We start from the raw sequence: 13,511 nt of genomic DNA, 5'->3' as shown, positions 1-13,511 counted from the left end.
TATTTCTTGGCCTGGGCATACGTCGCATTTTTCACCCCGGCGATTTCCGTTTCACGCGCTTAAGAAAGCGCTCCATGTCGATGACTGCGCGAACATGGGTGCCGCGGCTGATCAGATCGACCTCGTCACGGGCTTCAATGGCAAAGGTGACCATGTTCTTGTCTACCGCCGTCACTTCGGCGGTGGCCACTACTGTTGCGCCCACAGGCGTAGGCGCTAAATGATGAAAATTGAAACCGTAGCCGACTGAGGCTTCACCCGAATCTAAATGCGGATGCACTGCGCGGGCCGCCGCATGCTCCATCAGCCCCAACATAAATGGCGTGGCAAACACAGGCGGACCACCAGGATAAACGGTGCTCAGCAGCTCCTGGGTTACCACATGATGCTGTAGCTCTGCTTTCAGTCCGGGAACGAGAGTTGATTTCATTGCTGTGATGCTCGCAAATAAATGACTAGAGACAATTGGGCAAATGTTTCGTGAAAACAGCGATAGGGCAAAGGTCTTCCTTGCGCCAACCGCCGCAATGTAGGATAGCACCCATGCGCATTCCGCCCATGACCTTGCCGCCGCCCAATCATACAGAATCGGCGTTCGGGGTGCTGCCGGAAATTCGCCCGTTGCGCATCGGCTCGCTGGTGGTCGATCCGCCGTTGTTGCAGGCCCCCATGGCGGGTTTCACGAACTACGCTTATCGGCAGGTCGTGCGTGAATTTGGCGGCGTCGGCCTGCAAGCCACCGAAATGGTTTCCGCCCGCGCGTTCTCCTGGATGAATCAGAAAGAGCAGCCCGAAGCGCCTGATCGGCTGTGGGGCGTGGCGGAAGAAGCGCGTCCGCTGGCCGTGCAAATGTGGGATAACGATCCGGAAACCCTGGCTGCCGTGGGTCATCGCTTGGCGACGGAATACAAAGTCAGCGTAGTCGACATCAACTTCGGTTGCCCGGTGAAAGACGTCGCCCAGCGCGCTCACAGTGGTTCGTATTTACTGCGAGATCCTCAGCGCGTGGGCCGCATTGTGGAGCGGGTGGTGCAGGCATGCCGTCCAACGCCAGTCACGGCCAAAATTCGCCTGGGCTGCACACGCGACAACATTACTGCCGTCGAAATTGCCACGACGATTGAATCGGCCGGCGCGGCGGCACTTACCGTGCATGGCCGCACGGCCCAAGATTTTTTCAAAGGGCAAGCCGATTGGCAGCGGATTGCATCGATCAAACCGCATTTGAAACGCATGCCGCTGATTGGCAACGGCGATTTAGATTCGCCCCAAGCGGTGCTCCACGCCTTTCAAAATTACGGCGTCGATGGGGTGATGATTGCCCGGGCTGCGCTGGGTAAGCCGTGGCTGTTCCGCCAATGTGCGGCGGCGCTTGGCGGCGAATCAATTCCGCCCGATCCTACCCCGGACGAAGAGCGTGACCTGCTTGATCATCATTACCGATTAGTCTGCCAGCGATTCGGTGCTGAGCGGGGCACGGTTTTGATGCGCAAGTTCGCATGTTGCTACGCTCAAGGCCGCCGCGGTGCGCGCGACTTTCGCGCCAGCGTGGCGCGGGTATCTACTCCGGCGGAGTTCAACGACGCTGTGGAACGCTTCTTCCCGACATCTTAGCGGCCCCTCGGTCGCAAATTTTGCGGCAATTTCGTTGACAAAGGCATCGCAGCTTGCCAGACTGCGAGCATACCGCTGGCGGTCTCAGCAATCAGCAATCGATCGGGCACGCTGCGAACGGCAACTTTGCGAAAGGCAAACTATGTTTTCCACTTTCTGGAATTCTTTCGACAGACTATTTCCTCGCCAAAAAATAACGCCGCGGAAAAACACGCGATGCTCCCATTTGCCATTTGCTCGTTCGCGGCGATGCTTTGAAACGCTCGAAGGCCGGCGCCTCCTTGCAACCGTGACTACCCAGGCCGGTTTGATTGCCGCCATCAACGCCGCCAACGCCGCTGGCGGGAACAACACTATCACTCTCGGCAAGAACATTACGCTGTTCGAGTCGACGGCCGACAACACCAGCGACGGCTTCAACGGCTTGCCAGCCATTACCACCGGCGACAATCTTACCATCAACGGCGTCGGCCATATTCTGGCCCGCAGCACCAGCAGCGGTAATTCCGATTTCCGCTTCTTCGACGTCGAATCGGGCGCCACCCTGTCGTTGAAAACGATCACGTTGAAAAACGGCTTGGAATCCGGCGCCGTGCCTGGTTCGTACCAAGGAGGCGCGATCTTTGTCGAGCAGAACGCCACGCTCAAGCTCAATGCCGCCATCCTCACCGGCAACTCGGCAAGTTTGACGGCCAATTCTTTTTTCAGCACAGACTTTTCACTGACCGGAGGCGCCATTTTTACCGCGGGCGTTACCACGGTGAACAATAGCATCCTCAAGGGCAACTCGGTAGCGTTTACCCTCATCAACGGAGTTGACCAGGGGAACAACCAAGGAAGTGGCGCGACGACCAACGACAATGGCGACGACAACGGGAACGGGGGGATTGCCAAGCCGTTCATCGCCGGCGGCGCAATTTACAACGCTTCGGGCGCCTTAACGATCACTGCCAGCGTAGTGTCGAATAATTCCGCCACCTGCACCATCACCAATGGCAACAAGAACGCGAGCATCGGCAACGGAAATTTCAACGGCAACGGCGACGATCCCGGCACCACTGACAACGGCAACCTTAACGGCAACGGCGACTGGGACAGTATCCTCATCGAGGGAGGCGGAATTTACAATTTTGGCAACACCGCCACCTTGACCAACGACGTGATCTCCGGAAACCGCGCCGGATGCACGGTGGTCAACGGCAGCGAAAACGGCAACAGCAACGGCGATAGCAGCGACGGCACCAGCAGTGGCAACCAAAACGGCAACGGCATCGTCAGCGTTGTCGATGGTATTACGGTTTACGGCGGAGGCATTTACAACGCCGCCGGCACGCTTAACGCCAGCGGAACCAGCATCGTTGCCAATTCGATTTTCCTCTCCGTAACCAACAGCGGCGGTAACGGCAATGGCAACGGCGGAATGTCCGACGACGACACCGGCAACCACGGCGGCAACGAAAACGGCAACGGCGTCGACGGTAACAGCGTGCTATTCGGCGGCGGTTTGATGAACGACGTGAACTCAACCGCAGTCCTCAATCGCTGTACGCTCTCGGCCAATTCCATCACCTGCAGCATTACCAATGGCTCCGGTAATGGCAACAATAACGGGGACGACGACATCGACGTCGCCGCTACCGACAACGGCAGCGACAACGGCAACGGTGTATACGGCAACATCACCATTGCCGGCGGCGGACTGTACAACGACGGTACTTTCACCACTGCCAACAGCAGCTATGTCGCCAATTCCATCGTCTGCTCGGTCACCAACGGCAACAACAACGGCAACAACAATGGCGTCCACACCCAAGACGATAACGGCAACACTAACGGCAATGGCGTGGCCGGCAATATCACGCTGTTTGGCGGCGCAATAGCCACCGATACCGACGGCTCGGCGACCATCACACATTGCGTCATTTCAGCCAACTCGATCATCTCGAAGATCACCAACGGCAACAACGACGGCGACGGCAACGGCGAAAACAACGCCGGCCTAGGCAACAGCGAAGGCAAAAACAACGGCAACGGTGTGGCCGGATACGTGTACATCTCTGGCGGCGGCATCGACTACGAATCTTCCACCAATACCGACACGATCAGCCATTGCGTCGTGGCGGCTAATTCCATCAAAAGTACCGTCACTAACGGCAACAACAACGGCAACATGGATGGCAACAACGACGGCGATGGCGACGCCCTGGCCAGCGTCAACACCGACGCCGTACTCGTGCTCCAAGGGGCGGGCATCTGCAACAATGGCGATTTAACCGTTCGCGCAAGCACGATTTCCGACAACTCCATCACCAGCATTATCAAAAACGGCAACCAGGACGGCAACAACTGCGGCAATAACAACCAGGAAGATAAAGACGGCCGCGCCAACGGAAACGCCGTTTCCGGCTTCGTCGGAATGGAAGGCGGCGGCATTGCGAATTTCGACATTCTTGATGTCGATCAATGCGTGCTCGTGGCGAATTTGATCACCAGCAACATTGCCAACGGAAACAACGATGGCGACAGCGACGGCCAAAGCGACGGCGCCCACAACGATTGCGGCATCAACTGTGGCGACGCCGTGTTTGGCGACATCGAAATCTATGGCGGTGGCATCGGCAATTCGGGAACTGCCACCGTCCATTCCTCGACCATTGCCGGCAATTTGCTGAGCAGTACCGTTAGCAACGGTAAAAACGACGGCCAAAACGATGGCGGCGGAACACCCGCCAGCACCGGCACCGACGGCCAAGGCGATGGCAACGGCATCGACGGCACTCTCGAAATGTTCGGCGGCGGCACCGCCAACGCTGTGGGCGCTACGCTAACTCTGAATTCGAACACCGTGGTTGCCAACTCCATTCACAGCAGCCCGGCCACCGGCAGCGGCGACACCACGCTTGACGGGAAAGTAATCAACGGCACTGTTAGCGTCAGCGGTGCAAATAGTTTTTAAGTTTGGCACGTGCCACGTCGTGGCCATCGAAGCTGCTGGCCTTAAAAACAAACCCAGCGGTTCCTCAAATTTCTGGATTCTACTCGGGCATGTCTCTTCCTTCGTCCCGAGCCCCTTTTCCCTCGCTGACGGGCCATTTCTGCGTTATTCTTTGACGGAAAATTGGTGGTGGGACAATTTGAAATTCCGACAGCCGCTTTTCCCGACTGACACAGTCGGGCTATGTTCAAATTGGCCCACCACCGGAAAATCAAGGCGTTTGCAGACGGGATATATTTTTGACATAATGAGTTGTCAAAAATCACCCAGCGGATAGAATTGAGTAGATTCCGGCGGCATTTCCGTAGGTCGCATCGATGGCCATGCACACTGAAACCTCCGACACCGGCTTAATCGAGTTGCTCCAGCAGCACGGCGCGCTGGGCATTGGCGATCTCACCACGGCCATGCACGTTACGGCCACGGCTGTGCGGCAACGGCTTAACCGCTTGATGAATCAGGGAATCATTAAACGAGAAACCGCCAAGCCACTTCGGGGCCGGCCCAGTCACCGTTATTCGCTCACCGAAAAGGGCCGTCGACAAACCGCCTCCAATTTCGCCGACTTAACGTTGGCACTGTGGCAGGAAGTTCGTTCGATCAAGAATCCGGAAGTTCGCGGCGGCGTATTGCAGCGGATCGCCAAAAAGATGGCCGGTTTGTATGGCGATCGCATGAAAGGTCAAAACACTGCCGAACGAATGCAAAATGTGTCTGATCTCATGGCGGAGCGCAATTTGCCCTTCGTCGTAGAGCATCGTCAAACCGCCGATCGCAAAGATCCACTACCCGTGCTCACAGCCTACGCTTGCCCGTACCCTGAATTGGCCGAGCAAGACCGGGGCATTTGCGCCGTCGAAAAAATGTTATTTACCGAACTCCTTGGAGAAAAAGTGCGGCTCAGCGATTGCCGCCTGGATGGCGCCACCTGCTGCCGCTTTGAAAAGAATTAGCCGGTTTCAAATGAATTGATGAATAGTTATAGTAACGGGCTTATAGATTTCCTGTTCCCAGCAAGCAAGGGATTGAAACAACTATGACCCAACCTTGGATCGAAGGTCGGTTTGAAGAAAACGTCATCACTACTACAGTGGAGCAGGCCATCAACTGGGCCCGCCAATCGAGCATTTGGCCGCTGACGTTCGGCCTGGCCTGTTGCGCGATCGAAATGATGGCCACCGGCGCCAGCCGCTTCGATATGGACCGTTTCGGCGCCGGCGCCTTCCGCGCCACGCCTCGCCAGGCTGATTTGATGATTGTCGCCGGCACGGTCACGTACAAAATGGCCAGCCGTGTGCGCCGCTTGTACAACATGATGCCCGATCCGAAGTTCGTCATCGCCATGGGAGCGTGCACGACCGGCGGTGGACCGTACTTCAAATGGGGTTACCACGTCGTGAAAGGCGTGGACTTGGTCGTGCCGGTCGACGTGTACGTCCCCGGTTGCCCGCCTCGGCCCGAAGCGCTGCTGGAAGGCCTGATGCGAATTCAAGACAAAATCAAGGGACACAAACTTACAAGGAAACCCTCACCGGAATTGAGCTTTGCCGCCCTGGGCGAAAAAAGCGAAGACGAATTGCCCGTGCCGCACCACAGCGGTTACGTGCAAGCTCCCGAAGATCTTCCGCCCGTTTACGATCACCAAAAAATCACAGGCTAGCCGGAATGACCAATGACCAAGCACGAATGACCAAGTCAGCAGCGCACCCATTGGTCATTGGGATTTGGTCATTGGACATTTAATCGTCATTAGGCATTAGACATTTCCACAAACTATGGTCGCCATCACCAAACCCACCGCCATGCCCGTAGCACTCCGCATTACCGATTTGCACGTCTCCGTAGGCGGTAAGCCGATTCTCAAAGGGGTCAATTTGGAAATTCGCCGCGGCGAAGTTCACGCCCTGATGGGCCCTAACGGTTCCGGAAAAAGCACGCTAGGTTACGCCATCGCCGGTCATCCCGGTTACGAAGTAACCAGTGGCAAAGTCGAACTGATCGACGCCGAAGGCAAAGTTCACGACGTCCTGTCAATGGAGCCGAATGAACGCGCCCGCCACGGAATTTTCCTGGCCTTCCAGCGGCCGATGGCGATTCCCGGCGTGAAAATGGCCGACTTTTTGCGTCACGCCGCCACCAATGTGCGCCGGCCCGATCGCAAAGAAGGGGAAGAGCTGATTCCCATGAAGGAGTTTCGCACCGAACTCCGCTCCAAGATGGAACAACTTAAAATCAACGCCGAGTTCGCCCGCCGCTATGTGAACGAGGGTTTTTCTGGCGGCGAAATGAAACGGGCCGAAATCCTGCAACTGGCTATGTTGCAGCCCAAGTTCGCCATTTTGGACGAAACCGACAGCGGGCTTGACGCCGACGCTGTCCGCCTGGCCAGCCAAAGCATCGCCGAAATCGGCGGCGCGGCTATGGGCATTTTAATTATCACCCATCACGAGCAACTGCTGGAACACAACACACCGCTGAAAACTCATGTGATGCTCGGCGGCCGGATTGTGGAAACGGGCGGCCCAGAACTTGCAGCAGAATTACACAAGAAAGGTTACGAACGCATCCGCCAAGCCTACCCCGACGCCGCCGCGGAAGAAAAAGCGATGACCGCCAAGGAGCCGGCCGGAATTACATGAACGGAACATTTAACCGCAGAGTCGCAGAGACGCAGAGAAGAAAGAACTTTGGCCACAATGAATGCGAATGAATTAAATTGGCAAAGTGGCAAAAGGCAATTGCTATCGTTCCCATTTTTGTTGCTCCGTGCCTCTGCGTCTCTGCGGTTCAATTTATATTTAAAACCCATGTCTCCTTTTTAAGGAGAACCAAATATGTCTACTGAAGTGCTTGATACCTCCGTTCCGGCTGAAATCAACAAGTACGATTTCCGTACGGAGTCCAAGGCCGTGTTCAAAGCCCGCAAGGGGCTGGATGCCGCCGTCGTCAATCAAATTTCCGACATCAAGGGGGAGCCGGATTGGATGCGGCAGTTCCGCCTGAATGCGCTGGAGATTTTCAACTCCAAGCCCATGCCGCGCTGGGGCGGCAACATCAGTCTCGATTTCCAGGACATCTACTACTACCTGAAGCCCACCAACGAGCAGGGCAAAACTTGGGACGAAGTTCCCGAGGAAATCAAAAAGACCTTCGACCGCCTGGGCATTCCCGAGGCCGAGAAAAAATATCTCGCCGGCGTCAAAGCTCAGTTTGAAAGCGAAGTGATTTACGGTTCGCTCAAGGAAGACCTGGCCCGGCAAGGCGTGATTTTCACCGATACCGATTCGGCGGTCCGCGAACATCCCGAATTGGTCCGCAAGTATTTCGCCACCATCATCCCGCCGGCGGACAACAAATTCGCCGCACTCAATTCGGCGGTGTGGTCGGGTGGGTCATTCATTTACGTGCCCAAGGGAGTGAAAATCGAATTCCCGCTGCAAGCTTATTTCCGCATCAACGCCGAAAGCATGGGCCAGTTCGAACGCACGCTGATCATTGTCGACGAAGGGGCCCAAGTGCATTATGTGGAAGGCTGCACCGCTCCCATGTATACCACCGAGAGCCTGCACTCGGCCGTGGTGGAAATTGTGGTGAACAAGCACGCCCGCTGCCGTTACACCACCATCCAAAATTGGGCCAACAACATTTACAACCTCGTCACCAAGCGGGCCCTAGCTTATGAAGGCGCGCTGATGGAATGGATCGACGGCAACCTGGGCAGCCGCCTGACGATGAAATATCCGGCCGTGTACATGATGGAGCCGGGCGCGCGGGGTGAAATTTTGTCGATCGCCTTCGCCTCGCACGGCCAGCATCAAGATGCCGGCGCGAAGTTGGTTCACTGTGCTCCCGACACATCCGGACGCATCATCAGCAAAAGCATTTCCAAAAACGGCGGCCGCGCCAGTTATCGCGGCCTGGTCAAAGTGGAGCGCGGCGCGAAACGAGCCAAATCGAACGTGGTGTGCGACGCCCTGATTCTCGACTCCAAAAGCCGCAGCGACACGTATCCGTATATCGAAGTCGACGAGCAAAACGTCCAGCTTGGCCACGAGGCCAGCGTGTCCCGCATCAGCGAGGAGCAATTGTTCTACCTGCAAAGCCGCGGCCTGTCAGAAGCCGAGGCCAGCACGATGATCGTCTCCGGTTTCATCGAGCCGTTGGTGAAAGAGCTGCCGATGGAATACGCCGTGGAAATGAACCGCCTGATCGAGCTGCAAATGGAAGGCTCGGTGGGGTAATTGTGACAATCGCGCAAAACGTCATTGGCTTTCATGCTTGTGAACGTTCATTTGCCGAAGAGCTACGCGATGGGATGCTTATAATCGACGATTGGGTTCCGAGTGAAAATCAATACGACTGGTTGGGGCCGGGCATATATTTTTGGGAAGGTAGTTTACGAAGAGCGAGGGAATTTGCTGTCGATCCTTTACGCAACATTGCGGATCCGATGATTATCGAAGCCGACATCTCTCTTGGAAGATGTTTCGACTTAACAGATACTGAATACCTGGATGTATTGCGCGATACTTACGAAAGTTTGGCAGAATTGTTCCAAGAACAGGCGTTGCCGTTGCCTAGAAATCGAGGCAAGCTACGAGACCTTGATTGTCTGGTTATAAAACAGTTCCTCAATTTGATGGAAAATGGTTTAGGAGACGAGGTTATTGAGTATCAAACGGTGCGTTGTCCGTTTGAAGAAGGAGAACCAGTGTTCCCTGGATCGTTTATTCGTCGCCAAACCCATATTCAAATTGCAGTCCGCGACCCAACATGTATTCAACTGCGGGATTTCCATAACATATAGGTGACCTATGTCGTCGAATCTTGACAGAGAATTGATCGATAAATCCAAGCGCATTGTCGCAAAGGCGCACCAGAAACCACGTAGCGAGCAGTTCAAATCGCTGTTGGACAGTGGACTGATTAATAGCAAAGGCCAAGTCCAGCGTAATGGCAAAGTTATCCAACGAAAGCGGCGCCGTCCTGCATGAGTACTATTTCCTCTACAGGTTTCAGCGGCGAAACCTTTGAAGAATTTCTCGCCGCTCGCCAGGAACCCGATTGGCTTCTCAAGGCCCGCCGCACAGCTTGGCAGATATTTCAAGATTTACCGCTTCCCAGTCGAGCCGACGAAGAATGGATGCGCACCGACATCCGCCTGTTCCGGCTAGAAAACTTTGGGCTCGACCGGACGGGCTTGCCACATTTCGACTCCTTAAGTCACGTTCCGAACCAAGGGCTGCTAAGCCATGGTGTGTCACTTGGTGGTCAGCATATTACTACGAATAATCACTTGTATTTCTCAAGTCTTAATCCGAAATGGGATGCCCGAGGCGTAGTGTTTGGAAGCCTCGACTCGTTGGTGCATGACCCAAAATACGAAGGCATTATCAAGAGATATTTATTTCACGCTGTTAATTTTCGAGCTGACAAATTTACGGCTCTTCATGCAGCTTGCTGGTCCGGCGCAATACTTGTAATCGTCCCAAAGGGCGTGGTTGTAAATGAACCTCTCCACATGGTTACCGAAATCGTTGGTGGCGGCGTGGATTTTGGGCATGCCTTAATCATTCTCGAAGACGGCGCAGAAGCCACCATATTAGCGGAAAATGTTAGCGATGCGCATCCGGGTCTCCACTGCGGCGCGATCGAGCTGATCGTCGGTCCCGGCGCGAAGCTCCGCTACGTGAATCTGCAAAATTGGGGCACCGGCGTGTGGCATTTCGCCCATCAAAAAGCGATCGTCGAAGCCGGCGGGCAACTGCAATGGACCATTGGCGCGCTGGGCGCGCGGCTGGCCAAAGTCAATCAGCATGTGGCGCTGGCCGGTTCCGATGCCCACGCCCAGGTGAACGGTGTCATGTTCACCGAAGGCAAGCAGCATTTGTCGTATCACACGTTGCAGCATCATCAGGCCCCGTATTGCAAAAGCGATTTGTTGTACAAAGGCGCACTGCAAGATCAATCGCGGCTGGTATGGCGCGGGATGATCAAAGTCGACCACGGCGCTCAAAAAACTGACGGCTACCAGCGCAACGACAACCTGATGCTTTCCGACCATGCCCGGGCCGATTCCATTCCCGGCTTGGAAATTCAGGCCGACGATGTCCGCTGCACGCACGGTTCCACTACCGGCCGGGTGGACGACGAAATGATTTTTTACGCACAGTGCCGGGGTCTGACTCGTAAGGAAGCCACGCGGATGGTCGTGGCCGGCTTCTTCCAGCAAGTGTTCGACCGCATCACCATCGACAGCGTGCGTGAAGCATTGGGCGAAGCCATCGGCCGCCGCATCCGCGAATACGCATGAAATTCGCGGCCTCTTGCCCGATTGCTGCCCGCAGTGTCCAATAGCGGCGTTGTCTAAGCTGATTTTTCACCGCGCGCTGGATTTGCGATGAACACCGATTTCGACATGCACGAGCTGACGCGCTCGCTGCACTGTAAAAACGATTCCAAAATTGTGCTCCTCGTCGCCGATGGTTTAGGCGGCTTACCGATGGATCCGGGCGGGCCGACGGAACTGGAAGCGGCCAAGACGCCGCATCTCGATGAGCTGGCCCAGCGCGGCGTCTGCGGCGGCAGCATTCCGGTGAAGCTGGGCATCGCGCCGGGCAGCGGCCCTGGCCACTTGGCGCTGTTCGGTTACGATCCGCTCAAGTACGTCATTGGCCGCGGCGCGCTGGAAGCCACGGGTATTGGTTTCGAGCTGGGCCCGCACGACGTGGCGGTGCGCGGCAATTATTGCACGCTCGATGCGGCCGGAAAAATCAGCGACCGCCGGGCCGGCCGCTTCGCCAGCGAAGAAAGCGCACCGCTGGCCGACAAACTGGGCGCCGTCAAAATTCCCGGCGTGGAAGTATTTGTGCGACCGGTGAAGGAACATCGCTTTGTCGTCGTTTTCCGCGGACAGGGCCTGGGCGGCGACGTGGCAGATACCGATCCCCAAGCCACCGGCGTGCCGCCGCTCGATCCCGTCGCCAAACCGGGCAGCGAAAAAACGGCGCAGGTGGCCAAAGAGTTCATCTCGCAGGCACGCAAAATTCTCGCTGGTGAAACCAAAGCCAACGGTCTCACGCTGCGGGGCTTTGCCGAAAAACCGAAGCTTCCCACGTACGAAGAAGTGTACGGGCTGAAAGCTGCCGCCATCGCGGTGTATCCCATGTATAAAGGCCTGGCTCGCCTGGTGGGCATGGACATTGTCGGCAACGCCCAAACGCTCGGCGAGCAAACCGACGTGCTCAAACGGTATTGGACCGAGTACGATTTCTTCTTCATGCACTTCAAATACACCGACAGCACCGGCGAAGATGGCAACTTCGCAGCAAAAGTGAAGCGGATTGAAGAACTCGATAATGCCCTGCCCTGCATCACGGCGCTGAAACCCACGGTGCTCATTGTCACGGGCGATCACAGCACGCCAGCCAAGCTGAAAAGTCACAGTTGGCATCCGGTTCCGACGGTGCTGGTTTCAGACGTGTGCCGCACCGACGGCTGCCAAAAATTCGGCGAGAGCGAAGCCCTGCGAGGCGGCCTGGGTCTATTCGAAGCCAAATATCTCATGCCGCTGGCCCTATCCAATGCCGGCCGCATGGGCAAATACGGCGCATAGTCGCAAGAAGCAGATTGAACCGCAAAGGCGCAGAGACGCAGAGAGGACACGGACAGGATAAGGAAACCAGGAAGAAATGAACCCAGGAATCCGAGAGTGGGCTAATCTCCCTCTGCTTTTGTATTCACAGGCAAGCCTGTGAGTTTGATCAATCAAAATTCAAAGCAGCATATTTTCATTTGTCTTTCGTGTCTTCGTGGTTTCCTGCCTTCCTTATAAATTGCTTCTCCGTGCCTCTGCGTCTCTGCGGTTCATTCAACACGCTATACCCCCGCCGCGGCCCGGGCTAATTTCCGGCGGCCGTGTTCGGAGAGCACAGTTTTGCGCAGCCGGATGGCATCTGGCGTGACTTCCACCAATTCATCTTCTTCGATGTACTCCAGCGCGCTTTCCAGCGTCATTTCTCGCGGCGGCCGCAGCAAAATGTTTTCATCTTTTCCTGCCGCGCGCATGTTGCTTAGCTTTTTCTCTTTCGTCGGGTTCACAATCATGTCTTCATTGCGGGCATTTTCGCCTACGATCATTCCTTCGTACACTTCGTCGCCGGGCTTGATGAACAAATCTGACCGCTCCTGCAACGTGTTCAGGCCGTAGGCGAATACTTTTCCTGCGGCCATCGACACCAGCACGCCGTTCAGGCGGCAGGGAATTTCGCCTTCCATCGGCCGGTAACTTTCAAACCGATGGTGCATAATCGCCGTGCCTTGCGTGGCGTTCAGCAAGCGTGTTCGCAGGCCGATGAGTCCGCGGGCCGGAATCGAAAACGTCAAATGGGCATATTCGCTGCGGCCGTGCATTTCGACCATTTTTCCACGCCGCGCACCAACCAGTTCCATCACCGGCCCCAGCTTCTCGTGCGGCACTTCAATGACCAGCGATTCAAACGGTTCTTCGGTCACGCCATGATGCTCCCGCAAAATGACGTGCGGTTTGCCGATCGACAACTCGTAACCTTCGCGCCGCATGATTTCAATCAGCACCGAAAGATGCAACAGCCCTCGGCCGGAAACCACAAATTGCTCCGTGCCTTCCAGCGGTTCCACACGCAGGGCTACGTTCTTTTCCAGCTCGCGATCCAGCCGCTCCCGCAAGTGCCGCGTGGTTAAAAACTTGCCGCTGCGGCCGACAAACGGCGAAGTATTCACGCCGAAAACCATTTGCAGCGTCGGCGGATCGACCGTCAACCGCGGCAGTGCGACTGGCTGCTGCAGGTCGGCAATCGTGTCGCCAATTTCCACGTTTTCCAGGCCGACCACGGCCGCAATATCGCCCGCCGTGGCTTCGTTC

General features: G+C 56.1%; 11 protein-coding genes. 9 read left to right on the top strand and 2 right to left on the bottom strand.

All coding sequences use genetic code 11. The features are described from left to right. Positions 1–31: 31 nt before the first annotated feature. Positions 32–430: a thioesterase family protein gene (locus tag VMJ32_13300; protein HTQ39998.1), complete on the bottom strand. Its 399-nt coding sequence runs from the start codon at positions 428–430 to the stop codon at positions 32–34. A 128-nt stretch (positions 431–558) separates the two neighbouring features. On the opposite strand from VMJ32_13300, the gene VMJ32_13295 reads away from it, so the two are divergent. The 9 genes from VMJ32_13295 (at position 559) to VMJ32_13255 (ending at position 12,224) form a co-directional block, all read left to right on the top strand. Further along, positions 559–1,614, top strand: a complete 1,056-nt coding sequence (locus VMJ32_13295; GenBank protein HTQ39997.1) for a tRNA-dihydrouridine synthase — start codon at positions 559–561, stop codon at positions 1,612–1,614. A gap of 289 nt (positions 1,615–1,903) precedes the next feature. Continuing rightward, positions 1,904–4,570 carry a hypothetical protein gene (locus VMJ32_13290; GenBank protein HTQ39996.1) on the top strand — a complete coding sequence of 889 codons (2,667 nt, stop codon included), beginning with the start codon at positions 1,904–1,906 and terminating at the stop codon, positions 4,568–4,570. A 362-nt stretch (positions 4,571–4,932) separates the two neighbouring features. Next, on the top strand, positions 4,933–5,562 hold the full coding sequence (locus VMJ32_13285; protein HTQ39995.1) for a winged helix-turn-helix transcriptional regulator: 630 nt from the start codon (positions 4,933–4,935) through the stop codon (positions 5,560–5,562). An 83-nt stretch (positions 5,563–5,645) separates the two neighbouring features. Next, positions 5,646–6,269, top strand: coding sequence for an NADH-quinone oxidoreductase subunit B family protein (locus tag VMJ32_13280; GenBank protein HTQ39994.1), 624 nt, complete (start codon positions 5,646–5,648; stop codon positions 6,267–6,269). A 142-nt stretch (positions 6,270–6,411) separates the two neighbouring features. After that, positions 6,412–7,248 carry a Fe-S cluster assembly ATPase SufC gene (gene sufC, locus VMJ32_13275; GenBank protein ID HTQ39993.1) on the top strand — a complete coding sequence of 279 codons (837 nt, stop codon included), beginning with the start codon at positions 6,412–6,414 and terminating at the stop codon, positions 7,246–7,248. A gap of 195 nt (positions 7,249–7,443) precedes the next feature. Further along, entirely contained in the window at positions 7,444–8,850 is a 1,407-nt protein-coding gene (gene sufB, locus VMJ32_13270) for a Fe-S cluster assembly protein SufB (GenBank protein HTQ39992.1), read from the top strand. 2 nt (positions 8,851–8,852) lie between these two features. After that, a complete protein-coding gene (locus VMJ32_13265) occupies positions 8,853–9,416 on the top strand; it encodes a hypothetical protein (GenBank protein ID HTQ39991.1) in 564 nt (187 codons plus the stop codon). A 183-nt stretch (positions 9,417–9,599) separates the two neighbouring features. Beyond that, positions 9,600–10,922: a Fe-S cluster assembly protein SufD gene (gene sufD / locus VMJ32_13260; protein ID HTQ39990.1), complete on the top strand. Its 1,323-nt coding sequence runs from the start codon at positions 9,600–9,602 to the stop codon at positions 10,920–10,922. Between the two features lie 87 nt (positions 10,923–11,009). Continuing rightward, on the top strand, positions 11,010–12,224 hold the full coding sequence (locus tag VMJ32_13255) for a 2,3-bisphosphoglycerate-independent phosphoglycerate mutase (GenBank protein HTQ39989.1): 1,215 nt from the start codon (positions 11,010–11,012) through the stop codon (positions 12,222–12,224). Positions 12,225–12,487: 263 nt separating this feature from the next. On the opposite strand, the gene VMJ32_13250 is transcribed toward VMJ32_13255, so the two are convergent. Beyond that, on the bottom strand, positions 12,488–13,511 hold a 1,024-nt coding region (locus VMJ32_13250), incomplete at its 5' end, for a hypothetical protein (GenBank protein ID HTQ39988.1).

The sequence above is a fragment of the Pirellulales bacterium genome (genome assembly GCA_035499655.1).
GTDB lineage: Bacteria > Planctomycetota > Planctomycetia > Pirellulales > JADZDJ01 > DATJYL01.
The sequence above is the reverse complement of the archived record's forward strand: the minus strand, read 5'-3'. Positions and strand labels throughout refer to the sequence as shown.

Excerpts from the sequence above, each read along its gene's own strand:
- VMJ32_13300 (HTQ39998.1), bottom strand. The coding sequence starts at position 430 with ATGAAATCAACTCTCGTTCCCGGACTGAAAGCAGAGCTACAGCATCAT.
- VMJ32_13295 (HTQ39997.1), top strand. The coding sequence starts at position 559 with ATGACCTTGCCGCCGCCCAATCATACAGAATCGGCGTTCGGGGTGCTG.
- VMJ32_13285 (HTQ39995.1), top strand. The coding sequence starts at position 4,933 with ATGCACACTGAAACCTCCGACACCGGCTTAATCGAGTTGCTCCAGCAG.
- VMJ32_13280 (HTQ39994.1), top strand. The coding sequence starts at position 5,646 with ATGACCCAACCTTGGATCGAAGGTCGGTTTGAAGAAAACGTCATCACT.
- sufC (HTQ39993.1), top strand. The coding sequence starts at position 6,412 with ATGCCCGTAGCACTCCGCATTACCGATTTGCACGTCTCCGTAGGCGGT.
- sufB (HTQ39992.1), top strand. The coding sequence starts at position 7,444 with ATGTCTACTGAAGTGCTTGATACCTCCGTTCCGGCTGAAATCAACAAG.
- sufD (HTQ39990.1), top strand. The coding sequence starts at position 9,600 with ATGAGTACTATTTCCTCTACAGGTTTCAGCGGCGAAACCTTTGAAGAA.
- VMJ32_13255 (HTQ39989.1), top strand. The coding sequence starts at position 11,010 with ATGAACACCGATTTCGACATGCACGAGCTGACGCGCTCGCTGCACTGT.